Below are 24239 nucleotides of genomic sequence, written 5' to 3'. Positions count from 1 at the left end.
ATATTCCGCTTTTATTCAAATTCTTCTGCAGTCGTAACTTCTTTTAATTCCTCACACATATCTTTGAACACGCCATCATCAATACCAACGGCTGCCGCTGTCTCTGTATTGACAGTCACAATACCGCTGTCTAAGGTACGGACTGCTGTTGTTGCAGGATCCGCACCATTTACAAGAACATCTGCTGCCATATCTGCTGTTGCAGTTCCAAGTTCTGTGTAGTTAACTCCATAGCCTAAGAATGCACCGTTTAATGCAAAAGAATCTGCTCCTGTATAATGAGGAATCTTTGCATCTGCAAATTTTTCAAAAATCGCAAGTTCTGCTGTCATGATCGTATTATCGGTTGGAGTAAATACTGCATCCACTCCTTCTGCCACAAGTGCATCTGCCGCTGCGGATACTTCTGCATTGGTGGTTCCTGTCTTTTCAATGTACTCAATACCATTTTCCTCACAGAAAGAAATCGCATCTGCAACCGGTACCTTAGAAGAATCCTGGCTCTTATCATATAACAGTCCGATCTTTTTAACATCCGGGTTGGCTGCCATGATCAGCTTCATGACTGCCGTGGTGTCAAGTGCATCGGATGTACCTGTGATATTTGCTCCCGGTGCCTCTAAGTCTGCAACAAGCCCTGCACTGACCGGATCTGATACTGCGGAAAATACAACCGGGATCTGGTTATCCTCTGTTGCGTTCTGCATGATCATGGCTGCCGGGGTTGCAATCGGAATGATCACATCCACTTTCTCTGCCACAAGATCTGTTGCGATCTGATTTAATGTGGAAGAATCTGCCTGACCGTTATAGGTATAATCTGCATAATCGAATGTCACACCAAGTTCTGCACCTTTTGCATCAAGCTCTGCCTCAATTGCTTTCTCAATCTGATTTAAAGATGCATCATCCACATACTGGACGATACCTACTTTATAAACTGTTCCATCTGCATTTGCAGCTTCTGTCACATTTCCGTCCTCATCCTCTTTTATCTCTGCAGTATCTGCATTATTCTGTGCATTTCCATCTGCATTTGCATTACTTCCTGCGTTATTTCCGCATCCACCAAGCACACCTGCTGTCATTGCCATCATTAATACTACTGCCATCATTTTTCTTTTCATTATTTTTCCCTCCAGATTTTAAATTTGGAAAATCCGTTTTGAGAGGTGGAATTCGTCATGCAGCGTAACAAAAAATACTTTTTTATTACACAAAAAACCGCCTCAGGTTCTTGCCTGAGACGGTAATAGTATCTATTATCGCGGTACCACTCATATTGACTGAAAAGTCCACTCGCTTCATGTACAACCATACATGCCGGATGGGTAACGGGTCCGGTTCCCGGCGACGCCTACTGTATCTGTTCAGGCCGCCCTCAAAAGTCCATTCAGCAAATCCATCCATACTGCAATCCCACCGCCTGCAGCTCTCTGTGATATCAAAAATCGCTTACTACTCTTTCTCAACGGTTTTTCTTTATGGGTATACTTTAATATATTAAAGTGATTTTGTCAACACATTTTTTATTTTCTTTTTTATTTACTTTTTTCTCACACGGATTCATGTTATAATGTTGATGTATTATCCCATATAACTCCATAAATATAATTATGGGCTGGGAAATCCATATTTTTATTCAAAAGAAAAGTGGTATTTACCACGGAAGGGAGGATTTTATAATGTATAAATTTACAGACGACTATTTAATTGGAATTGACGAGATTGATAATGAGCATCGTCGGTTATTTCAGATGATAAATGAAGCGATTGACCTTTCAAAAGAAAGTTCAGATACCTCTGTTATCTCCAAGAATCTGGTTTCCGGATTGAAAAATTACGCCGCAACACATTTCGCCCATGAGGAAGCTTACATGGAGCATATTCATGATCCTGAGCTTCCGATCCAAAAAAAAGAACATGAAGCATTTACAAAAAAAATCAACACTTTTGCTCTGGATACTTCTTCCCCGGAAGCAGCAAGGCAATCCCTAAACGACCTGCTGGCTTATCTGGCTCGCTGGTTATACCGGCATATCTTAAGCAGTGATACGATGATCGGAAAAATGTCTTCTATTTCTGCTGATGAAGAAGATCCATTTGCATTTTGCGAAAAATACAAAACCGGCGTTGAGTTAATTGATACTGAGCACCGACGGCTGTTTGAGATCATTCACGATACCAACGATCTGATTCACGCAGAACTTCTGCATGACAAATATGATGAGATCATGCACCTGCTTGTAGAATTAAAAGACTATACAGAATTTCATTTCCGTGATGAAGAAAATCTCATGGAACGCATCCATTATCCGGAAATCAGTGCTCAGAAACGTGCACATACTGCCTTCGTGGAACGTCTTGTTGAGGTTGATTTAACAGATTTGGACGAAATGGATGACAATCAGCAGGAATATCTGATTGACCTGATCAATTTTTTGTCCGGCTGGCTGATCAATCATATCTTAGGTTCCGATAAAAAGATTGGTGAGTATATGCGTGAACATGGAATCAAGGAAGAATAGGCTCAAAGAAAAACAAGAACACAAAAAATAATATCTGCTTACTAAAAATTTTAAAAGGACAGAAACTGGAATCTTCGGATTCCAACTTCTGTCCTTTTCCTATGCATCTATTTGTTACTGTTCACATCTCCAAGTGTGACCAGCAGCGATTATTCTCCCCAGCTTACACATGCAGAACATATCCGGTTTACGAGAAATAAACCAGCTCATCTTCCGGTTTTTCTGCCGGTTCAATGGATACCGGATAAAGCACCGGTCCTTTTCCTTTGTATTCCCTCGCAAATTCCACATGCACTTCCGCTGTGATATTGATCCAGGATTTGTGCGGGATCTTGTCCTCATCCGCATATTTACACTTAAATCCGATAAATGTCACATCCTCAATGCAGCATGTCATTGCAAAACGCCCCGGTACAAACACACCTTTTTTGAGTTTTTCCGGATTATATACCAGAGCAAGAAAAGATACTTTTTTGCCTTCATATTTCTTAGGGTTGTCCATGCAGTCCATGTACCAGATCGCATAATCTGCATCTGTAACTTCGATAACATCCGCGGAAAGATCAAACGGAAGTTCCTCCGGGCGCTCATCTAAGCTGCCATCCTCACGTTCGAAAACAAGCTGTGCCTTACGATTCTGTGCCTTAACATTACGGCGGCATTTTCCTTTATCCGTACTGTCATCACAACGGTTAAAGATCACAACATCCGCCTGGAATAACTGTTCCATTACCATAGTACGCATATTTGCAAGATACATATCAAATGTTGTTGCATCCACGGTTGCTAACTGCTGTACGATCACCCAGTGTTTCGGAAGCTCCATATCCATCAGCGTTCCCATGCCCCAGGTACCGTTGTATTCGATAAACACCTGCTCCGGCAGATATTCCGCCTGAACCTTGTTTAAAAATTCTTCTGTAAAATCTTCTTCGTTTTCTACCATGACGAGTCTTGCATTGATCTTTTTTAACTCTGCCTCATCATATTCGATATCTCCGTCCTCGCAGCAGATCACGACGCTTCTTCCGCCCTCGGTAAATCCATCATCAAACAGCGTCTCTTTTACAAGAGTCGTCTTTCCACTGTCCATAAAACCGGTAAATAAATATACTGGTATTTCGTTCATATAAATCTCCATTCTTTCGCTGCCATCCAGCGCATCTCAAGTTTGTGCGTAAGCACAAATCTTGCGTGTGAAAAATGTTATTTTTCACACTAGTCTCCGATCTTCCGCTTTTACGCGATTCCAAACAGCTCCTCTAATCTGTGTTCGTCAATATGTGTACCGATCACACAGAGTCTTCCGGTATAATCCGGCTCTCCCTCACGGATCTCATACTCACCCGGAACCATATCAAAGTAGATCCAGGAACCATTTACATCTGCAACCATACCTTTTGCACGGAGGATCTCACCGTAATCGTCTGTCTCACAAAGCGTCTTTAATACTTCCTCGATCTGCTCTTTTGTAAATTTATGAGGAGTCTCTTTGCCCCAGCTTGTAAATATCTCATCTGCATGATGATGGTGATGGTGTTCATGGTCATGACAGCCACAGGTGCAGTTCTCATCATGTTCGTGATGATGCTCATGCTCGTCGTGATCATGGTCATGATGGTGTTCATGCTCGTCGTGATCGTGGTCATGATGATGTTCATGTTCGTCATGATCATGGTCATGATGGTGTTCGTCCTCTTCATGATCATGGTCGTGATCGTGGTGATGTTCATGCTCGTCATGATCATGGTCATGATGGTGCTCATGCTCATGTTCCTCTGCTTCTTCCTTTGCATGCTGCTCTGCAAGAAGTTTTACTTCCAGAGAATCCTGTCCCTCTACTACTTTTAAGATCTGCTCACCTTTGATCTCATCCCATGGAGTAGTGATAACAGCAGCTTTTGGATTCAATGCCTGAATCTGTTTTACACAAAGCTCTAACTGCTCTGGTGTTGCCTTCTGGCTTCTGCTTAAAACAACAGTCGTCGCATATTCGATCTGGTTATTAAAGAACTCGCCAAATGCTTTCATCTGCTTGCTTGCCTTTAATGCATTGACAACTGTGATCAGTCCGTTTAATTTGACATCCTCATCTTTTTCCACGTCGATCACAGATTTCATAACATCAGATAATTTACCGACACCGGACGGCTCGATCAAAATACGGTCCGGATGGAACTTCTCGATAACTTCATGTAAATTCTTACCGAAATCACCTACTAAAGAACAGCAGATACAACCGGAGTTCATCTCTGTAATCTCAATTCCGGCATCCTTTAAAAATCCTCCGTCGATACCGACTTCACCAAACTCATTCTCAATCAGAACGATCTTCTCGCCCTTAAAAACTTCCTCGATCATTTTTTTAATAAATGTTGTTTTTCCGGCTCCAAGGAAACCAGATATAATATCAATCTTTGTCATTGTCTTATCTCTCCCTTCACAAACACTACTATTTTACTCTAGTTTTTCTTCTTTTGCAATTTTTTGCACAGATTTCATGAAACTTTTATATTTGGCACGGTGATCCCTGTTTTTCACTGATCCATAGTTCCGGATAACCTGTTGCAATAACCCTTACTTATGAAACTGCATCTGATACAGTTTCTCATACACTCCACCTTTTGCCAGCAATTCTTCATGTGTTCCTTCCTCGGCAATCCCCTCTTCCGTCAAAACAAGTATACGCTGTGCATTTTTAATTGTTGAAAGTCTGTGTGCGATCACAAATGTTGTCCGGTTTTTCGCCAGTTTCTCTAAAGAATCCTGTACAACTTTCTCACTCTCATTATCAAGAGCACTCGTTGCTTCATCAAAAATCAGGATCGGCGGATTTTTCAAAAATACTCTTGCAATGGAAAGACGCTGTTTCTGTCCACCGGAAAGTTTGATTCCCCTCTGCCCTATATCGGTATCATACCCATTCGGCAGCGACATGATAAAATCATGTGCATTGGCATTTTTTGCTGCTTCAATGACTTCCTCACGTGTCGCATCCGGCTTTCCATAGCGGATATTGTCAAAAACTGTTCCAACAAACAGATATACGTCCTGCTGTACGATACCGATCTGGTCACGCAGGCTCTTTAATCTGATATCCCTGACATCACATCCATCGATCTTTACTGCCCCTGCCGTCACGTCATAAAATCTTGGGATCAAAGAACACAGCGTACTCTTTCCAGCCCCCGATGATCCCACAAGTGCCATATACGCCCCTGACGGAACATTCAGATTAATATGGTTTAATACACATTCTGTATTTTCCTCATACTTAAAAGAAACATCCTCAAAACTGATATTTCCTTTTACATTGACCAGTTCTTTTGCATCCGGTTTATCTGCAATATCGGGTTCGACCGCCATAATTTCCTGAAAACGCTCAAAACCGGTATAACCATTCTGAAACTGTTCCGTAAAATCGATCAGGGTTCTCACCGGGTCTGTAAACACACTGATATAAAGTAAAAATGTAACCAGATCACTGATATCCACGCTTCCCTTTGCGATCAGAATCACACCTGCAAGTATAACATTGACCTGGATCAGGGTAGTAAAAGTGCCAAGTCCCGCTGAAAAACTTCCCATATAATAATAGCTGTTCTTTTTTGCACGTAAAAACCCTTCATTTCCCTGACGGAATTTTTCTTTTTCAATATCCTCATTGGCAAAAGACTTTACCACACGGATACCGGATAAGTTATCCTCGATCTGTGCATTGATATCTGCAATCCGTTCACGATTACTGCGAAACGCACGACGCATTTTTCCATTCATGTAATAGGCAAACAGAAACATAAACGGCAGCACCGCAAACGCAGCAAGTGCCAGCGCCGGTTTAATACTCATTAAAATTATAAATGCACCGATAATCTTTATCAGGGACAGAATAATATTTTCCGGTCCATGATGCATCAGCTCCGTGATATCAAAGAGATCCGTCGTAATACGGGACATCAGCTGTCCGACTTTCTGGTCATCGTAAAAGGAAAATGACAGTTTCTGAAAATGCGCAAAAATTTCTGCCCGCATATCATATTCGATCTTAGCGCCCATCACATGCCCCTGGTTTGCAATAAAAAAACGGCTGTAACAGTCTATCGCTACAAGTGCAAACAGCATAACAGCGATCCACCGGATCTGTCCTAATATCTCCTGCGGCTTTAAATAGATCAATGTGGAAGTCACATAACGGATCACAAGCGGGATCACAAGGGCAACCGCTGCAGATACCGTAGCAAAAAACATATCTGCCCAGAATACTCCAAGATATGGTTTATAATATGAAATCATCTTTTTCAGATTTTCACTCATAAAGTTCCTCCATTTCAGTCTCTTTTCATTCGTAATGATTCATTATTTACGGAACACATATTCTTTTATTTTATCTATCCTGTCCCAAAAGTCAAGAATATGTGCTATACTAAAAGAAGCACACAGTGACAATGAATTTATCGCAATAACTGCCAATGTCCGGCTGAAATATATCCATTGTCAAATATGATAAAAAGGAGTACATGTATGGATACAATCAAAAGTAAATACCACGAAACACTTGCTGCAACAATCATCAAAAATCTTGAAAAACGCCAGATGGAAGGTTACTACTGTCCAACTGTGGAAGATGCGGAAAAACTTGCATTTTCTTTCTTAAAAGACGGACAGAGTGTATCTTTCGGCGGCTCCATGACTTTAGAGGAAACTGGAATGTTAACAGCTCTCCGCCACGATCCATCAATCCATTTAATCGACCGTTCTACTGCAAAAACACCTGAGGAAACAAAAAAAATGTATCATGATGCACTTTCCAGTGATGTTTATTTCATGAGTACCAATGCGATCACAGCAAACGGTGAACTTGTGAATATCGATGGAACCGGAAACCGTGTTGCTGCACTGATCTATGGTCCGGAAACCGTTATTATTTTGACCGGCATGAATAAGGTGGCTGCCAATGTAGAAGAAGCCTTAAGCCGTATTCATAATGTTGCCACACCACAGAACTGCATCCGTCTTAATAAAAAGACACCTTGTTCCACGACAGGTACATGTGCCGACTGCCTTTCACCTGACTGTATCTGCAACCAGGTTGTTATCACCAGAAGAAGCGGTATCAAAGGGCGTATCAAAGTACTGCTGATCGGAGATTCTTTCGGCTATTAAATACCTGATCTAAATAATAGAATATATCATGTGCAAAATCAGCACATGATCGTGATCTACACTCGCTTCGCTCGGCAGTCTTATTATATCATGAACTAAAAAAGGATCTGTGAAAATATGAAAGTTGAGCTATTACTTTTTAATATTTCACAGTTCCTTTTTTCATCTCTGTCATTTCTTTTTTGCAACCATTTTACAACCATACTCTTCGGTCTCCGGATTGCTGTTCTGCTTACGAACCACTTTATACTCATAACGCATTCCTGAATCAGTTACATCCATATAAAGCTGTAGCTGCATTCCAATATCCAGACAGCCGGAAATCCCTTTAAACAGTACACCATTTGCGCTCATATTTTTGATGGTAACCGGTATCGGCTTATGGAGCGTTATCATATTATTTTTTATCCTGACACCTTCGATCTTGCCAGATGCTTCAATCTCATAACGCTCAAATTTTCTGCCTTTTTTCTGTTCTTCATCGTACAGCGCAATCGACATTTCGTTTGCGATCACCGCCCCCTGTACGGTACCTAAATAAGAATATATTTTGTTCTCCAAAAAAACAAGCAGTCCCACTGGTTCTTTCGGCCGATATGCCATCGCACTCGCCCGCACTTTGATGATATTTGTCAGCAGATTATGACCAAGAATTACCGTGTCTGCAAGTACACTGTTTTTTTTCTGTTCACGGATAATTACCCGGCAGTTTTTTAAATTAATCATAAAATATCATCTCCGTTCTACTCATTTCGTATATTCTGTCTCTATCTTAAATTCGTATTTCATGCATCTTTTCTTATATTATAAACATATTTATGCATTTCTGCAATACCATGCCCTTTGCTCCACGATATTTCTAAAGATTATCCACCTTACGAATAGACTTATTATCGCAATAAAATATATCTGGTAAATAACCTCACTCAGAGAAAAAAAAGACTACCACACATGCGGTAGTCTTTTTGCACTACAACTAATTATTAGTTGTATTTTCTTTTTCTAGCTGCTTCAGATTTTTTCTTACGTTTTACGCTTGGTTTCTCGTAGTGTTCTCTTTTACGAATCTCCTGCTGGATACCTGCTTTTGCGCAGTTTCTCTTGAAACGACGTAAAGCGCTATCTAAAGTCTCGTTTTCTTTTACAATTACACTAGACATTATCTCACACCTAACCTCCCTCCAGTTGCGTATTGTGCATATTCAACTGTTTGGGTAATATTTATTGCACTATATAGCATTATAACATATTTTCCCGGTTCGTCAACCTATTTTTGAAATAATTTCAGATTTTTATTTGAAATTATTTTACGGTAATCTGAACTTTAACAGTTTTCCCATTCGCTGTGACAAGAATGGTTGTCTTTCCTTTCCGAATGCCCCGGACAACACCTTTACTGTTTACTGTAGCGACTTTCTTGTTCTTAGACTGATATGTTATTTTTGTTTTTGGCATTGCAGTGGCTTTGATCGTCGCTTTTTTACCCTTTTTTATAGTAAGCGATGCCTTAGTCACATCCAATGTTTTTCCTGAGAATGAAACAACTGCAGGTGTATATTCCTTTTCTGATCTGTTAAGATAATACCAGCAACCACTGTTTTTTCCATTCTCATAATTTTGCTTTACAACTGATTTCTTATCTACAGTAAGTGTCACATCATCAACATAAATACTTCCCTTATATGCCTTATTAAAACCAGAGATGAACAGATGTCCATACACACTTCCCTTTGATGCAGAAATCCTGTCACAGTTATCCAATGGTATTTTCACATTGACAACATAAAAATCACCATATTTTTTTACTTCTTTCGAATTCTTATCATAAGAATATCCTTCTTTCGAAGACTGTGCCATTCCGGCATATGTATCGCCATTTTTGCCTGTAAAAAAATTAACTGCAGGTTTTACCCATATTCTTCCAGTTTTCATATAAACGGCTGGCACATAAATTTTTGTCTGAAATACATAAGTCTTTCCAAAAGTAATTTTTTTATTGGAAATCAGGTTTTTTACATATATCCCGCTGTCATCTCCACTTGCTGCATTCCTGGCAAAATCAACATTTATCTCTAATGCTTTTGTTTTCGCAGCAGCGATTACTTCACTGCTTTCACCTGCAAAAATAAACATAAACATCATTGCAAATGCCATAACCACAGCAATTATCTTTTCCTTTATTTTCATCCGCATTTTCTCTCCCCTGTATTAAACATTTAACGCAGTTTAAAACGTTCTACAAGGCCCTCTAAGGAATCTGCTTCTGCAGAAAGTTCTTCACTGGTAGCAGATGTTTCTTCCGATGCTGCAGAGTTGCTCTGGATTGCGTCGCTGATTTGTTTCGTGCTGTCTTCGATCTCTTTTACAAAGGCTGCCTCACGATCAGATGCAGTACGGATCGTTGCTACCTCACCCACAATAGCATCCAGTTCGTTCAGAACATCCGTCAGAGATTCTGCCGTCTGCTGTGTCACCTGATTACCGTGTTCTACTTCATTCTGATTCTCTGTCAAAAGCTGTTTTGACGTATCTGCAGAATTTGCACTGCTCTCAGCAAGCATACGGATCTGCTCTGCAACAACTGCAAATCCTTTTCCTGCCTCACCGGCTCTTGCTGCCTCAATAGATGCATTTAAGGACAACAGATTTGTCTGTGATGCAATACTCTCAATTTCTTCGATAACCTGTCCGATTTCCTTGGATGTCACGGAAATACGCTCCATTGCCTCTGTCAGTTCTGTCATCTTCTGCTGGCTTACCGCTGCTGTTGTTCCAACGTCTTTCGCTTTATCATGTACAATATCAATCGACTTACTTGTTCCAAGAATCTGTTCTGTGATTTCTGAAACGCTCTGTGCTAAAGAATCAACGGCCACTGCCTGATCCGTTGCATTTTTGGCAAGATCCTGTGCGCTGACTGCAAGCTGGTCGGATCCCTGTGCCACCTGATTCGAAGATTCACGGATTGATTTTAAAGCGTCACTAACATGTTCTGTTGTTGCAATCAGTTTTGCATGCACCGTATCAAATTCTCCCACATACGCATCTTTGCATCCGGATTTTACCGTATAATCACCTTTTGCAAATGCATCCAGAATATGATTAAGATCTCCTATAATCCGTTGCAGCGTAGTTGCTGTTTTGCGAAAATCTTCTGCAAGTTCTCCGATCTCATCCTCCGACTGATAAGCAATTTCAATATCAAGTTCTCCACCAGAGATTTTTTCTGCCACACTGCTTAGTTCCCTGACCGGTTCTACAATATAGTGTATCAGCATCTTAGCCCGTTTCAATGTTGCCAGAATACTGCAGACCGTTATAATCGCAAGCACAACAATACCTCCGGCAAGCACAAAATACTCTGCTACAGACGGAACAATTTTTACTGCAAACATTAAAAATACTGCAAGCGCCACGCTGACCACATATAAAACTATGATCATTTCAAAGCTTCCGTTTACCTTTTCTTTAATACTCTTATTTTTAAATTCCATTTCTTTATCCATATTTTGCCTCCATTGCTAAAAAGCTGTCATCTTCCGTGATTTTTCAGTTAAGGGACATTGCAAACAGATTCTATGAAAGCTGTGCTTCAAGTGCCGTTTTTGCCTCGGCGATCGCCTCCAAAATACCAGCCGGATTTTTGCCTCCCGCCTGTGCCATATTCGGACGTCCGCCGCCGCCACCGCCGACTTTACCTGCAATGCTCTTGATCAGGTTTCCTGCATGTGCTCCCTGCTTCATTGCTGCATCAGTTGCCATAACGATCAGATTTACTTTTCCTTCACAGGAAGAAGCAAGTACGATCACGCCTTCACCAAGCTGTTCTTTTAACTGGTCTCCAAGATCACGCAGACCGTTCATATCTACACCGTCTACGGCAGAAGCAAGTAATTTCACACCTTTTACTTCCACAATCTGATCCATGACATCTCCAAGCGCCTCTTTTGCTGCTTTGCTCTTTAAGGACTCGTTTTCGCTGGTCAGTGCTTTGATCTCTGCCTGCATATGCTCGATTTTCTCTGTTAATGTTGCCGGTGTTGCCTTTGCCGCTTTCGCTGCCTCTAAAAGTTCTTTCTCTAAATTGCGATAGTAAGCAAATACGTTGTCTCCGGTCAGTGCCTCGATTCTGCGGACGCCTGCTGCAACACCATTTTCAGAGATGATCTTGAATGCTGCTATTTCGGATGTATTCTTTACATGAGTACCACCACAGAATTCTTTAGAAAAATCTCCCATGGATACCACACGGACAGTCTCACCGTATTTTTCGCCAAATAACGCCATGGCTCCTGTCTTTTTCGCCTCATCTACAGTCATCACATCTGTGCGTACCGGAATTGCCTCTGCGATCTTATCATTGACGATCTTTTCTACTTTTTCAAGTTCCTCCGGTGTCATGGCTGCAAAATGACTGAAATCGAAACGGGTACGCTCGCCATCCTGATAGGAACCTGCCTGCTCTACGTGGGTTCCTAATACTTCACGCAATGCTTTCTGCAGTAAATGTGTTGCGGAATGGTTCTTACAGATCTTTGCACGGAGTGCTGCATCTACCGAAAGATCTGCCTCATCTCCTGTTTTCATCATACCGGAGATCATCTTTCCGACATGTCCTACTTTTCCGCCAAGTAATTTGATCGTATCCTCTACCTGGAATTCTCCGGTTGCAGTGCGGATGATACCCTTATCTCCCTGCTGTCCACCCATGGTAGCATAGAATGGAGTCTGTTCTACGATCACGGTTCCAACCTCTCCATCAGATAATGCCTCAACGATCTCCGTCTCTGTGGTAAGTACGGTAATTTTTGACTTGCAGTTTAAGGAATCATAGCCTACAAACTCTGTGGTAACAGAAGGATCGACAGACTCATATACTGTCTCATCAGCGCCCATGTAGTTTGTCACTTTGCGGGCTTTTCTCGCTGTGGTACGCTGTACTTCCATCGCCTTTTTGAATCCCTCTTCATCGACAGAAAATCCTTTTTCTTCGAGGATCTCCTGTGTCAGATCCATCGGGAATCCATAAGTATCATAAAGTTTAAATGCATTCTCACCGGAAAGAACCTTTACGCCGTCTGCTTCCATCTGTTTTTCCATATCAGAAAGGATGGAAAGTCCCTGATCGATTGTTTTTCCAAATTTTTCTTCTTCCTGGGATAATACTTTAAAGATAAAATCTTTTTTCTCTTCAAGTTCCGGATAACCATCCTTACTCTCATTGATTACGGTGGCAGCCAGTTTTGCCATGAAGATACCATCAATGCCAAGCATTCTTCCGTGTCTTGCCGCGCGGCGGATGATACGGCGAAGCACATAGCCGCGTCCCTCATTTGAAGGCATGATACCATCGGAAACCATAAACGTTGCAGAACGGATATGATCAGTGATCAGACGGATGGATACATCGTCTAATGCATCTACCTGATATTTTTTACCGGACAGCTCACATACCTTGTCACGGATTGCTTTCATGGTATCGATATCAAATACAGAATCCACATCCTGCATAACAACAGCTAAACGCTCTAATCCCATACCTGTATCAATGTTTTTCTGTGCAAGTTCAGTATAACCGCCCTTACCGTCACCCTCAAACTGGGTAAATACATTATTCCATACTTCCATGAAACGGTCGCAGTCACATCCTACATTACAGTCCGGTTTGCCACAGCCATATTTTTCTCCACGGTCATAATAAATCTCAGAACAAGGACCACAAGGACCGGCACCATGCTCCCAGAAGTTATCACATTCTCCGGTCTCCGGATCACGGTAAAATCTGGTGATCTTCTCTGCCGGAACACCCACTTCTTTGTTCCAGATTTCGAATGCCTCATCATCTTCCCCGTAAATAGACGGATAAAGTCTGTCCTCCTCAAGTCCAAGAACCTGGGTTAAAAACTCCCATGACCAGTGTATCGCATCATGTTTAAAGTAATCACCAAACGAGAAATTACCAAGCATCTCAAAAAATGTCAGGTGACGTGCTGTCTTACCGACATTCTCAATATCGCCGGTACGGATACACTTCTGACAAGTGGTCACTCTTCTCCTCGGCGGTATCTCCTGACCTGTAAAATATGGCTTAAGCGGTGCCATACCCGCATTGATCAAAAGTAAGCTGTTATCATTGTGTGGTACCAATGAAAAACTCTTCATTGCAAGATGTCCCTTGCTCTCAAAAAACTCAAGATACATTCTGCGCAATTCATTTTCTCCGTAAAACTTCTTCACGACAAGTTCCTCCAACGTTGTATAAATTATTTCATGCCCTGTTTTTACAAGGTCACGACGGCATTACTCTTTTCCGGCATTTCCGGAAGCTGCAGCTTCTTTTTTCGCTTTGCTTTTCTCTGCCCACTTTCTGCCGGCAAATACTCCAGCAACTGCAACAGCTGCAAGAATTACCATTATTAACACATAATGTACAAACCATCCAAATACTGCCATAGATACCCCTGCCTTTCTATCTTCTATAACTTATTCAGTATAACGCACTTTTTTCCTATGCGTCAAGCGTTAACATGTTACTATTCACTCGTACCTCGTTCCAGCAACGGATTTTGCCGATGCTTCGCATTCCAAATCGGCAAAATCTGCTGCCACCACTGTATCATACGGCATTTTCAGTTCAGAAAATGCCTGCCTGTGAACAGTAGCGTTAACACTACTGTTCCTCAATCAGGAAAACCTGATTTTCATGTGTGATTTCCACCACACGCTCCGCCATCCCCGGATTCCATATTTTCTTTTTATAAACCGGGATATGTGAATAATCCTGCCACATATGCATCGGGAATACATATTCTGCAGATGTTGTCTCTAAAAAGTAGTCCATGCCAAGTTCCTGATTGGTTCCCTGTCTTGGATCCATCGGAACAAATGCAAGATTGACCGGTTTTCCCGCAAGTTTTTTGATCTGCGTCCGGTATTCTCTTCTCATCCTGCCGTTGATCAGATCTCCCGCACCTTCCCATGTCCAGTCGTTTAAATCACCTGCATGGAAAAATGTAGCACCGTGTGTCTCTACATAAAATGCAACTCCTGCATCCGTTGAGCGCAATGTCTCAATCTTCACATCATCTACCTGGTATTTTTCCCCTGCAGAAACATAGGTGATCTTCTCTCTGATATTTTCCAAAAATCCATGTTTCTGTAAAAAATGCGGACTCATTTTGCAGTCTTTCGAAAAAATATAATGAATATTTTTATATTTTTCTGCCCAGTGCAACACATCCATATCAAAATGATCCTGATGCTTGTGGCTTGCAAACACATAAATTGGCGTGTCCGGTTCATATTCCGGAATCACTCCATGAAATGTGTATCCTTTGATCCTGTCTCCTGCAAACCAGTCAAAAATCAGTACTTTTTCATCTACTTCAACAAGGAAACAGCTGTGATGTATAAATATTACCTGCATATTTCTCCTTCTGACTTTTTATTCATAGCAACCGAATATCTGCAAAGCATGTATTTTTATTTCATCCGACGGATGATCTCATTTGCACGACGGTAAATGTCTGCCGGATCAAATCCGATGTCAAATTTCTGGTCTTCGTATAAAATTTTTCCATTTACCATAGTCAGTTTTACATTCTGCTTACTGCCGCTGTATACAAGATTTTTCACGATATTATTTTCCGGCTGCATATTTGGCTGATTTAAGTCGATCATGACAAGGTCTGCTTTTTTGCCGACTGCAAGGCTGTCACAGTCAAATAACTGCATGGCATGTGCACCGCCTGTGGTTGCCATGTATAAAATTTCATCTGCACTGACACACTCTGCATCCATCTCACGCACCTTTGCAAGTGCGGATGTCAAAAACATCTCACGGAACATATCCAAGCAGTTGTTGCTTGCCGGGCCATCGGTTCCGATCGCCATGGAGATTCCCTCATCCACAAAACGTCTGGTCGGACAGATACCGGAAGCAAGTTTTAAGTTGGAAGCCGGGTTTGTCACTGCTGTCAGTTTTTTCTTCTTGTAAATTTCAAAATCAGCATCCTCAAACCATACACAGTGGTAACCGCCGCCGCCGTACTCGTACATACCAAGTGCATCCGTAAGCTGTGTCGGTGTCATACCCCAGCGCTCTTTGCACTCTGCCACTTCCAGTTTTGTTTCGGAATTGTGCAGCCATACCGGGGATTTTAATTTCTGTGCCAGTTTTGCCACGCCCTCCATCAGTTCTTTTGATGTCGTGTATTCTGCATGAAATCCCACGATAAAGCTTGTCAGGTCACTCATCTCATTGACAATGTGATAATTTTCCTCCATCAACTCTACCGTGCCACCAAAGTTGTTCAATCCGCTGGTCTGAACGGTACGGAATCCGGTATCTACCGATGCCTTTGCATCGACCGGCGGGAAGAAGTACATATCAAAGTTGGACGTGATACCGCTGGTTAAGTATTCCATGATTCCAAGGATATTGAGCCAGTATACATCATCCTCCGTAAGCTGTCCCTCTTTCGGAAATACCTGTTTGTTCAGCCAGTCCTGCAGCGGCAGGTCATCTGCATAGGAACGTAAAAATGTCATCGCTGTATGCGTATGTGCATCTTTAAATCCAGGCATCAAAAGATTGCCTTTTGCGTCGATCTCACGCTCCCATACGAAAGCCTCACCATTCTGGCAGACTGCATCGATGCCGGTCTTACCGTCTCCGATGTAGCAGATCTCTTTTCCTTTTACCCAGAGTTCGCCCTCTGTGATCTGAAATTTGTGGTTTTCTGCCGGTACTAATATTTTTGCATTGTAGAAACGTATGTTCATTTTTTCCTCTTTTCTTATTGTCTTTGTTCAACGGATCATATCTGTTGATCTGCTGAATCGTAGTAACTTTAATTCTGCTGTGCCCCGATTGCTTTGATCGTCCCGGTCACAAGTGCCTTGAATTTCGGAGCAACGGCATCCGCTGTCTCCTGGACTTCCGCGTGGGATAATGGAATTGCCGAGATCCCGCTTGCAAGGTTGGAAATGCAGGAAATTCCAAGCACTTTCATTCCCATATGTTTTGCTGCGACCGCCTCACAGGCAGTGCTCATGCCGACTGCATCGGCACCTAATGTGCGGCACATAGCGACTTCATGCGGTGTCTCAAACTGCGGTCCGGAAAGCTGGATATAAGTCCCCTCTTTGATCTGGATATCAAGTGCTGCCGCTGTATGTTTTACAGTCTCCTGCAGATCTAAGTCATAGATCTGGCTCATATCCGGGAAACGCACACCGAGTTCCTCAATATTGGCTCCCCTGAGCGGTGACGGTACAAAACTTGCGATCTGGTCTTTGATCAGCATGAAATCTCCGGCACGCATGCCAAGCTGGATACCGCCTGCAGCATTCGTAAGGAGCAGTACCTCTGCGCCCATCATTTTCATCAGACGTACCGGCAGTACAACATCACTCATCTCATATCCCTCATAATAATGCACACGCCCCTGCATGCACACAACCGGAACATCATCCACATATCCGAAGATAAATCTGCCCTTATGCCCCGGAACCGTCGACACCGGGAAGCCTTCGATATCACGATAATCTAACGTGTCCACCACGCGGATATCATCCGCATAATCGCCAAGACCGGAACCTAAGATCAATGCCACCTTTGGAGTGAAATCAATTTTTGACTTATAACTATCATAGCATTTTAATAATTTTTCATATAAAGGATTCATAATACCTCCATTCTTCTGCCTGCCCTCTATTTTCTGTCAACTCAGGATTCATTATATTCTTCCCATTTTTCTTTTTGTTGTTCGCAACACTGTCATTTTCGATTATAACAGAAGAAATCATAAAATCCAATCTCCATCCTAAACAAAAGCTGATTTTCCCCGATATATTTTGTAAGAAAACAACATAGGAATGGAGAAAATTTATGACTCAGTTCAATCTTTCCGGTTTAAAAAAGATTTTAAACCCATCTTCCGGCAAAAGGAATGTGGTCGATCAGATTACAGACCGTTTATCAAAATCTTCCATCGGTCTTTCTTCCGGTGATAATATTTTAAATGCAGGCAGTGTTTCCGGCATGGATGCCTTTGACCTGACGCAGAACATCTCCGAGCTTTTAAGCCCCGCCTGCGGTATGACCGACGAGGAAAAGCAGGCAGAATTAGCAAGGATCCAGGCAAAATTAAAAAGCGGGAAAAAACTGACCGAAGAAGAAATGCGTTTTCTTCAGGCAGTAGATCCCCAGCTCTATATGCAGGCAGCCAGAATCCAGGCGATGCGCGACTCTCTTGAACAGCAGTTAGAACACTGTAAAAGCAAGGAAGATGCTGCCAAAGTATTTTCAGATACCATGGCGATGGTGAGTGACAAGGATCCCATGAAAGAATACATTGTCGCCGCTTATCAGGATGCCTACAACGAATTTCAAAAAAGCGGGAAATACCAGCATCTCCCGCAAAAATCATCCGATGATAATAAATCTGATCCTTTAGTCACACTCAATAAACCGGCTGATCTTTTCACCGACAGCACCGATGACCGGTCCAAGGGTAAATCCCATCAGGATCGTTACGATTCCGATCTTGCCACCAAATAAAAATGCAATCACGATGATAGTAAAGTCAAATGCCATCCGCACTAGCCGAAACGGCACCTTCGGCACCCATTTTGCAATGATAAATGCAATCGCATCATACGGTGCTGTTCCTAATTTCACATCCATATACACTGCTGCCGCCACAACAAATATCGCCAATGCCGGAATCAGTACTAAAATGCGCACTGCCATCGAGTCAAACAATCCCACCGGCAATGTCTTTTCCCATACCCAGGAAAAAAACTGCAGCGAATAGCCGACCAGAAACATATTTGCAAGTGTTCCAAATCCGATATTTTCCCTGCCTAAAAAAATGACAAAAATAAATATGACCGTATTAAGCAGTGCCTGCCAGTTTCCGATTCCCATCCCCAGTTTTTCAGAAATGGCAAGATTCATGCTGGTACACGGATCTGTTCCCAGATCCACAAGTACCAGCAATGACAAGGAAAATCCCATTACAATCACTGCTAAGGTCACCGCTGTCAGTCTTAGTCCAAAATTCTTTTTCTGATACATTCCCTGAATGAATTTTTTCATCTGTTCTTCTCTTTTCTCTCTTATTTTTCGTCTATATAATGTACACTCCATGAACATTCTACGATCATGAATAATAATACCGCATCAAATGATGATGCATACCATGCCACCATTATTATCATTGACAATTTTCTGCATAGTATCCTGCAATTTCATCTGACATTCATCATCCATCATTGCAATTTTATTGCGGATGCCATCTTCCATCAGTTCTCCGACCGATTTACCGAAAATATTTGTTTCCCATGCGCCCTCTTTACTCTGCTGTCCTTGTTTAATATAGGATATCAGATCATTTGCCTGCTCCTCACTTCCGACGATCGGTGCGATCTCAGTTTCAATATTGGCGCGTATCATATGGATCGATGGTGATACCGCTTTCATTTTTACACCAAATTTATTGCCATGCCGGATCAGAACCGGCTCTTCCATTTGAATATCGGAAAGTCCCGGACTGACAACCCCATAGCCTTTTACCTGAACCGCTTCAAAAGCATCTGACACTTTTTCATAAGCCTCTTTCTGCCCTGCCATCTCTTTTATCATGGAGATCAGCTCATATTCACCTGCGATCGGCACACCAGTCAGTTCACTTATATTTTCATAATAATATTTATCGTCTAAATCCATCCGCACCACCACGCGCCCGGTCGCAAGATCCGTCTCGTCGATCTTGATCTGCGAAACATACTGCTCCGGTGTAAAGGAAAGTGCTCTTACATCTCCCGTTTTATGCATACTGTCTAAAATCCCGGATGCAGTTTTAATGATTTCCGCTTTCATCGGATGCTCCGGCTTTAGCATTTCCGTCCATTTTGGAATAAAAAATTCGACACGCGTCACTGGAAATTCACAGAGGATATTCTCTAAAATGCGGACAATATCATCTTTCCGCAGCTGCTCACAGTTGACCGGCAAAACGGCAGTCTGATATTTTTCTTTCAGTTCGGCTGCAAGTTCCATCGTCTCATCACTGTACGGTTTCTGTGAATTTAACAGAATGACATATGGTTTTGCGATCGCATTCAGTTCCTCCACCGTCTGTTCTTCCGCTTTTACATATGCATTTCGCGGCAGTTCCCCGATCGTGCCATCGGTCGTCACAACGATTCCGATCGTTGCATGATCCCGGATCACTTTCTGGGTACCGATTGAAGCCGCTGTTGTAAAAGGAATCTCCTGCTCTGACCATGGCGTTTTTACCATGCGGCTTTCATTTCCCTCCATATGCCCGGATGCACCTTCCACCATAAATCCGACGCAGTCGATCAGACGTACCTTTATCTTCGTCTGTGCGGCAGCTCCCTGTATTGCAGTCCCCTGCAGTACAGACTGTGGAAGTGCCGGCTGTGACATGCCGGTGCTGCCGGATGACAGTTCCGGCAAAACAATCTCTGCTGCTTCCTGTGGAATAAATTTCGGTTCCGTCGTCATGATTGTTTTTCCTGCTGCGGACTGTGGCAGCTCATCCATGGTACGCTCTTTCGCATGTTCATCTTCCATAAAAGGAAGTACCATCAGATCCATAAAACGCTTAATGAACGTGGATTTTCCGGTTCGCACCGGACCTACAACTCCTATGTAAATTTCTCCATTGGTACGGGTATTGATATCCCGGTATAAGTCAAATTCTCTGTTATCACTGAAATGTTCCATCAGATATTCTCCTCCATATGTTGTAACATTTTATGAAGAAGAATGCCTGTTTATGACGGCAGCATACCAAATCCCGTTATTTGAGCACGCAAAGTTTTCCCGGCAGGCAACGGAAATGGACTTCCGCAACTTCACCACAGTATTCCCCATCTGCATGCACAACCATCGGACGGCTTAAGTGTATCGTGCAGTCTTTTGCATCCGTCACTGAAAACCCATGAATAGAGGTATGTTTCGCTGCCACCAGAAATGGCAGGCAGAGAAACGTTCTCCATTTCGGGATTCCTGCTGCTTCACAGAATGACAGTTTCCCATCACAGGCAGATGCTGCCGGTGCCATTGGCACACCGCCTCCCTCGGCCTTAAAATTCATTGCCGCGGTAAATATCATTCTTTTTTTCTGTATGCTTTCCTCTTTGTCAAAAACAATTTCCATATCTGCGGTCTGCATCGTAAATAAAGACTGTACTGTCAAAACCAGATATGTCAGCTTTCCAAGCCGGATTTTGTTTAAAATATCTTTAATCGTTGATTTTAATGCTTTTTTACAGACTAAGGCATCAAGCCCGATTCCTGAACTGATGGCAAACAGTCTTTTTTTATCACCAAAGATTACCTCACCTAAATCCATACACCAGGTATCCTCACGTGTTTTTTTCATTGCATTTAAAATATGTACAATTCCGTTTTTCGGATCTTTCGAAAGTGCTAATCCTCTGGCAAGATCATTGCCGGAACCGGTCGGTATCACTCCGAAACGTACTTTTTCAAAATCTGTGATCCCATTGATCACCTCATTTGCCGTTCCGTCTCCACCGACTGCAACCAGACAGATATCGTCATCATCCATGGCACATATCTCGCCCGCAAGTTTTCCGGCATGTCCACGGTACTCGGATACAAATACCTGATAAGAAACATTTCTTACCTTAAGCACTTCCTCTATATCTTTCCAGATCTGCTTTGCATTTCCACTCTTTGACTTTTCATTGACAATAAAATACAGCATGTAGCCCCCACGTATAATATTTTTATGGCATTTTCTGCCTTTATGAATGTTATTTTAAAACATTTTCCGACAAAAAGGAACCCACAATATAAAAAGGGGATCACAGCCTGCTACATGCTGAGATCCCCAAAAACCTTTTTCACTTATAAACACTTTGATTTATTATTTTTCCACTGCAGGCACTTCTGCTTCATCTGCCTCTTCTTCCGGCTCCTTGTTCAGTCGTCCATACATTTCCATATATTTATAAAGACGTTTTGCAAGTTTTCCGGTGATCTGGTCTGAAGTTGCTCTCCACTCCCAGTTGCCGCCAAGTGTGGATGGTGTATTCATACGTCCCTCGGATCCGATTCCGATCAGATCCTGCATCGGAACGATCGCCATATCTCCGACTGATGCCCATGCACCGCGCATCATCCCCCAGTTAAACCCTTCTTCTTCCGTGAGATTCAAGTACTCTTTTGCAAATTTGACACTTGCCTTCGGAGCCGTCTTCATCCAGCCCATCAACGTATCATTGTCATGTGTTCCGGTATAAACAACACAGTGTTTCTCATAATTGTGCGGCAGATAGTCGCTGCCCTCTCTCGAGTCAAATGCAAACTGGATGACTTTCATTCCCGGGAATCCGGAATCTTTTACCAGTTTTAAAACGGAAGGTGTAAGGAAACCAAGATCCTCCACGATGATATTTAACTTTCCGAGTTTTTTCTCCATCGTACGGAACAGATCCATGCCAGGACCTTTTCTCCACTCACCATTTCTCGCCGTATCATCTTTTGCCGGGATCGCATAGTAAGAATCGAAACCGCGGAAATGATCGATACGGACGATATCGTATAATTTTGACATCGCTTTTACACGCTTTGTCCACCAGCTGTAACCGTCTTTTTTCATGGCATCCCAGCGGAATAATGGATTGCCCCAGAGCTGTCCGTCTGCGGAAAATGCGTCCGGCGGGCATCCTGCCACATCGATCGGATTTAACTCCTCATCGAGATAAAACTGTCCCGGATTTGCCCAGACATCAGCACTGTCTCCGGCAACATAGATCGGCACGTCACCGATGATCTCAATACCAAGATCATTGACATACGCTTTTAAATCCCACCACTGTTTAAAGAACAGATACTGTAACATTTTATAAAACGCAATATCTTCTGCATAGGTAACCCGCGCTTCTTTTAAGGCTTCCGTTTTTCTGGTTTTTAAGTCTTTTTCCCACTCAAACCATGCAACACCGCCGTTAGCATCTTTTAATGCCATAAAAAGTGCATATTCATCCAGCCACTCTGCTTCATCCTTGCAGAATGCTGCAAAATCTTCCGGCTCATTTTTCCGGAACCTGTCATATGCTTTCTTTAACAAAGGATAACGTGAGGCATACATCTGACCATAATCCACATACTGCGGATTGGTTCCCCACGAAAATGATTCACATTCTTTTTTTGTCAGTAATTTTTCTTTGCAAAGATATTCTAAATCAATAAAATAAGGATTACCTGCAAAGCTGGAAAAAGACTGATACGGGGAATCTCCGTAGCTGGTCGGACAGATTGGCAGGATCTGCCAGTATTTCTGACCTGCCTTTTTCAAAAAATCTGCAAATTTTCTTGCTTCTTTTCCCATAGTACCGATTCCGTAAGGAGACGGCAGGGAAGATATGTGCATCAGCACACCGCTGGTCCTCATAATATTTGTTCCTCCTACTATCTATATGTGTTACCTGATTTTTTGAATACTCTCTCCACTCGCCAGTTCAAACGGGACGATCTCATGGATCTGACTCCTTTTTAACTCAATTTGTCCAAACAGGATTTCCACACTTCTGGTTGCAAGCGTCTGATACTGCTGTTTGATCGTTGCAAGTTTTGGATTGTAATATTCTGCCAGTGCAGTTCCGTCAAATCCGATAACCGACACATCCTCCGGCACACGGTATTCTAAATCCCGCAATGCACGGATCGCACCGATCGCCATGACATCTGACATAGCAAACACCGCTGTGATATCCGGGCATCGTGCGATCAGACGTTTCATCGCACGATATGCACTGTCATAGGAAAATCGTGCTTTTTCGTAACTTTTCTCTGGCACAAACACCATATCATGCTCAAGAAAGCTCTGCTGACAGCCAATAAACCGCTGATGACTGGTGTATGATTTTTCAATATCACCACCTAAAATACCGATTTTTGTATGCCCTGCATCAAATAACGCATCCACTGCACATTTTGCAGCGGCAATATCGTCTGTCGCAACAGAAGAAAGGTTTGGAAAATCCATCTGGTCTGCAAGGTTTGTCACAAGCACACACGGCACATCGACCTGCGCAAATTCTTTTTTGAAATACTCCGGATTACCTCCTAAAAAGAGCAGTCCAAGCGGCTTTCTCTCCCTGCAGAGGAGAACTGCCTGCTCCACCTCATCTGCATCCTCATCTAAATAGGATACGATCAGCGTATAGTCTGTATTTTCAATCATACACTGGATTTCTTCCACGATGCTGGCAAAAAGCATATTTTGGATACCTTTTACCAGCACACCAATGGATTTGGAATTACTCTGTTTTAGATGTTTCGCATTATTGTTTGGCACAAAATTATACGCTGCGACTACTTTTTCGATTTTCTTTTTTGCATCCGGACTGACATCATTTCTGTGATTCAGCACACGTGACACGGTACTGACGGAATATCCTGATTCCCTGGCTATGTCTTTTATCGTAACCATATTTTTCATTCCTGTCTACTATTTTTTCGTATTTTTTCGTAAAATT

21 protein-coding genes and 1 other annotated feature are annotated in these 24239 nt (G+C 42.4%); of the genes, 3 read left to right on the top strand and 18 right to left on the bottom strand.

The window, feature by feature from the left end; all coding sequences use genetic code 11:
* Positions 1-11: 11 nt before the first annotated feature.
* Entirely contained in the window at positions 12-1127 is a 1116-nt protein-coding gene (locus tag H8S51_RS08195) for an ABC transporter substrate-binding protein (RefSeq protein WP_186899538.1), read from the bottom strand.
* Positions 1128-1239: 112 nt separating this feature from the next.
* Positions 1240-1481 (bottom strand) — a binding site (T-box leader).
* A gap of 135 nt (positions 1482-1616) precedes the next feature.
* On the opposite strand from H8S51_RS08195, the gene H8S51_RS08190 reads away from it, so the two are divergent.
* Positions 1617-2528 carry a bacteriohemerythrin gene (locus tag H8S51_RS08190; protein WP_186899537.1) on the top strand — a complete coding sequence of 304 codons (912 nt, stop codon included), beginning with the start codon at positions 1617-1619 and terminating at the stop codon, positions 2526-2528.
* Positions 2529-2715: 187 nt separating this feature from the next.
* Here the strand turns inward: H8S51_RS08190 and H8S51_RS08185 are convergent, their stop codons facing one another.
* The 3 genes from H8S51_RS08185 to H8S51_RS08175 form a co-directional block, all read right to left on the bottom strand.
* Positions 2716-3657, bottom strand: coding sequence for a TIGR03943 family putative permease subunit (locus H8S51_RS08185; RefSeq protein ID WP_241070966.1), 942 nt, complete (start codon positions 3655-3657; stop codon positions 2716-2718).
* 110 nt (positions 3658-3767) lie between these two features.
* On the bottom strand, positions 3768-4952 hold the full coding sequence (locus H8S51_RS08180) for a CobW family GTP-binding protein (RefSeq protein ID WP_117919109.1): 1185 nt from the start codon (positions 4950-4952) through the stop codon (positions 3768-3770).
* Between the two features lie 153 nt (positions 4953-5105).
* On the bottom strand, positions 5106-6842 hold the full coding sequence (locus tag H8S51_RS08175) for an ABC transporter ATP-binding protein (protein WP_186899536.1): 1737 nt from the start codon (positions 6840-6842) through the stop codon (positions 5106-5108).
* Between the two features lie 207 nt (positions 6843-7049).
* Between H8S51_RS08175 and H8S51_RS08170 the strand changes: the two genes are divergently transcribed.
* Positions 7050-7691, top strand: coding sequence for a lactate utilization protein (locus tag H8S51_RS08170; RefSeq protein ID WP_186899535.1), 642 nt, complete (start codon positions 7050-7052; stop codon positions 7689-7691).
* Positions 7692-7862: 171 nt separating this feature from the next.
* Here the strand turns inward: H8S51_RS08170 and H8S51_RS08165 are convergent, their stop codons facing one another.
* From H8S51_RS08165 to H8S51_RS08125, 9 genes are all read right to left on the bottom strand, one after another.
* Positions 7863-8417, bottom strand: coding sequence for a PilZ domain-containing protein (locus tag H8S51_RS08165; protein WP_186899534.1), 555 nt, complete (start codon positions 8415-8417; stop codon positions 7863-7865).
* A 257-nt stretch (positions 8418-8674) separates the two neighbouring features.
* Positions 8675-8851 (bottom strand): 30S ribosomal protein S21, encoded by a 177-nt coding sequence (gene rpsU, locus H8S51_RS08160; RefSeq protein WP_006856185.1) that lies wholly within the window; start codon positions 8849-8851, stop codon positions 8675-8677.
* Between the two features lie 142 nt (positions 8852-8993).
* Entirely contained in the window at positions 8994-9878 is an 885-nt protein-coding gene (locus tag H8S51_RS08155) for an Ig-like domain-containing protein (RefSeq protein WP_241070965.1), read from the bottom strand.
* Positions 9879-9907: 29 nt separating this feature from the next.
* A complete protein-coding gene (locus H8S51_RS08150) occupies positions 9908-11197 on the bottom strand; it encodes a methyl-accepting chemotaxis protein (RefSeq protein ID WP_186899532.1) in 1290 nt (429 codons plus the stop codon).
* 70 nt (positions 11198-11267) lie between these two features.
* Complete coding sequence (gene alaS, locus H8S51_RS08145) at positions 11268-13928, bottom strand: alanine--tRNA ligase (RefSeq protein ID WP_186899531.1); 2661 nt, start codon at positions 13926-13928, stop codon at positions 11268-11270.
* 63 nt (positions 13929-13991) lie between these two features.
* A complete protein-coding gene (locus H8S51_RS08140; protein ID WP_117919099.1) occupies positions 13992-14144 on the bottom strand; it encodes a vanadium nitrogenase in 153 nt (50 codons plus the stop codon).
* Between the two features lie 217 nt (positions 14145-14361).
* Positions 14362-15117, bottom strand: coding sequence for an MBL fold metallo-hydrolase (locus tag H8S51_RS08135; RefSeq protein ID WP_186899530.1), 756 nt, complete (start codon positions 15115-15117; stop codon positions 14362-14364).
* Between the two features lie 56 nt (positions 15118-15173).
* On the bottom strand, positions 15174-16475 hold the full coding sequence (locus H8S51_RS08130; protein ID WP_118209004.1) for an amidohydrolase family protein: 1302 nt from the start codon (positions 16473-16475) through the stop codon (positions 15174-15176).
* A 68-nt stretch (positions 16476-16543) separates the two neighbouring features.
* On the bottom strand, positions 16544-17380 hold the full coding sequence (locus H8S51_RS08125) for a purine-nucleoside phosphorylase (RefSeq protein WP_118209005.1): 837 nt from the start codon (positions 17378-17380) through the stop codon (positions 16544-16546).
* Positions 17381-17583: 203 nt separating this feature from the next.
* On the opposite strand from H8S51_RS08125, the gene H8S51_RS08120 reads away from it, so the two are divergent.
* Entirely contained in the window at positions 17584-18255 is a 672-nt protein-coding gene (locus tag H8S51_RS08120) for a hypothetical protein (protein WP_118209006.1), read from the top strand.
* Here the strand turns inward: H8S51_RS08120 and H8S51_RS08115 are convergent.
* The 5 genes from H8S51_RS08115 to H8S51_RS08095 form a co-directional block, all read right to left on the bottom strand.
* On the bottom strand, positions 18148-18795 hold the full coding sequence (locus H8S51_RS08115) for a YczE/YyaS/YitT family protein (protein WP_118209007.1): 648 nt from the start codon (positions 18793-18795) through the stop codon (positions 18148-18150). The genes H8S51_RS08120 and H8S51_RS08115 overlap by 108 nt on opposite strands.
* 84 nt (positions 18796-18879) lie before the next feature.
* On the bottom strand, positions 18880-20451 hold the full coding sequence (locus H8S51_RS08110; protein WP_186899529.1) for a stage IV sporulation protein A: 1572 nt from the start codon (positions 20449-20451) through the stop codon (positions 18880-18882).
* Between the two features lie 76 nt (positions 20452-20527).
* On the bottom strand, positions 20528-21460 hold the full coding sequence (locus tag H8S51_RS08105) for a diacylglycerol/lipid kinase family protein (RefSeq protein ID WP_118209009.1): 933 nt from the start codon (positions 21458-21460) through the stop codon (positions 20528-20530).
* A gap of 162 nt (positions 21461-21622) precedes the next feature.
* Positions 21623-23152 carry a 4-alpha-glucanotransferase gene (gene malQ / locus H8S51_RS08100; protein ID WP_186899528.1) on the bottom strand — a complete coding sequence of 510 codons (1530 nt, stop codon included), beginning with the start codon at positions 23150-23152 and terminating at the stop codon, positions 21623-21625.
* A 30-nt stretch (positions 23153-23182) separates the two neighbouring features.
* Positions 23183-24202 carry a LacI family DNA-binding transcriptional regulator gene (locus H8S51_RS08095; protein WP_186899527.1) on the bottom strand — a complete coding sequence of 340 codons (1020 nt, stop codon included), beginning with the start codon at positions 24200-24202 and terminating at the stop codon, positions 23183-23185.
* Positions 24203-24239 lie beyond the last annotated feature (37 nt).

Source organism: Roseburia rectibacter (assembly GCF_014287515.2).
GTDB classification, from domain to species: domain Bacteria; phylum Bacillota; class Clostridia; order Lachnospirales; family Lachnospiraceae; genus Roseburia; species Roseburia rectibacter.
This window is presented reverse-complemented; position numbering and strand designations above follow the sequence as displayed.

Coding starts and splice junctions, on each gene's coding strand:
- H8S51_RS08195 (WP_186899538.1), bottom strand. CDS start 1,127: ATGAAAAGAAAAATGATGGCAGTAGTATTAATGATGGCAATGACAGCA.
- H8S51_RS08190 (WP_186899537.1), top strand. CDS start 1,617: ATGGGCTGGGAAATCCATATTTTTATTCAAAAGAAAAGTGGTATTTAC.
- H8S51_RS08185 (WP_241070966.1), bottom strand. CDS start 3,657: ATGAACGAAATACCAGTATATTTATTTACCGGTTTTATGGACAGTGGA.
- H8S51_RS08180 (WP_117919109.1), bottom strand. CDS start 4,952: ATGACAAAGATTGATATTATATCTGGTTTCCTTGGAGCCGGAAAAACA.
- H8S51_RS08175 (WP_186899536.1), bottom strand. CDS start 6,842: ATGAGTGAAAATCTGAAAAAGATGATTTCATATTATAAACCATATCTT.
- H8S51_RS08170 (WP_186899535.1), top strand. CDS start 7,050: ATGGATACAATCAAAAGTAAATACCACGAAACACTTGCTGCAACAATC.
- H8S51_RS08165 (WP_186899534.1), bottom strand. CDS start 8,417: ATGATTAATTTAAAAAACTGCCGGGTAATTATCCGTGAACAGAAAAAA.
- rpsU (WP_006856185.1), bottom strand. CDS start 8,851: ATGTCTAGTGTAATTGTAAAAGAAAACGAGACTTTAGATAGCGCTTTA.
- H8S51_RS08155 (WP_241070965.1), bottom strand. CDS start 9,878: ATGAAAATAAAGGAAAAGATAATTGCTGTGGTTATGGCATTTGCAATG.
- H8S51_RS08150 (WP_186899532.1), bottom strand. CDS start 11,197: ATGGATAAAGAAATGGAATTTAAAAATAAGAGTATTAAAGAAAAGGTA.
- H8S51_RS08140 (WP_117919099.1), bottom strand. CDS start 14,144: ATGGCAGTATTTGGATGGTTTGTACATTATGTGTTAATAATGGTAATT.
- H8S51_RS08135 (WP_186899530.1), bottom strand. CDS start 15,117: ATGCAGGTAATATTTATACATCACAGCTGTTTCCTTGTTGAAGTAGAT.
- H8S51_RS08130 (WP_118209004.1), bottom strand. CDS start 16,475: ATGAACATACGTTTCTACAATGCAAAAATATTAGTACCGGCAGAAAAC.
- H8S51_RS08125 (WP_118209005.1), bottom strand. CDS start 17,380: ATGAATCCTTTATATGAAAAATTATTAAAATGCTATGATAGTTATAAG.
- H8S51_RS08120 (WP_118209006.1), top strand. CDS start 17,584: ATGACTCAGTTCAATCTTTCCGGTTTAAAAAAGATTTTAAACCCATCT.
- H8S51_RS08115 (WP_118209007.1), bottom strand. CDS start 18,795: ATGAAAAAATTCATTCAGGGAATGTATCAGAAAAAGAATTTTGGACTA.
- H8S51_RS08110 (WP_186899529.1), bottom strand. CDS start 20,451: ATGGAACATTTCAGTGATAACAGAGAATTTGACTTATACCGGGATATC.
- H8S51_RS08105 (WP_118209009.1), bottom strand. CDS start 21,460: ATGCTGTATTTTATTGTCAATGAAAAGTCAAAGAGTGGAAATGCAAAG.
- malQ (WP_186899528.1), bottom strand. CDS start 23,152: ATGAGGACCAGCGGTGTGCTGATGCACATATCTTCCCTGCCGTCTCCT.
- H8S51_RS08095 (WP_186899527.1), bottom strand. CDS start 24,202: ATGAAAAATATGGTTACGATAAAAGACATAGCCAGGGAATCAGGATAT.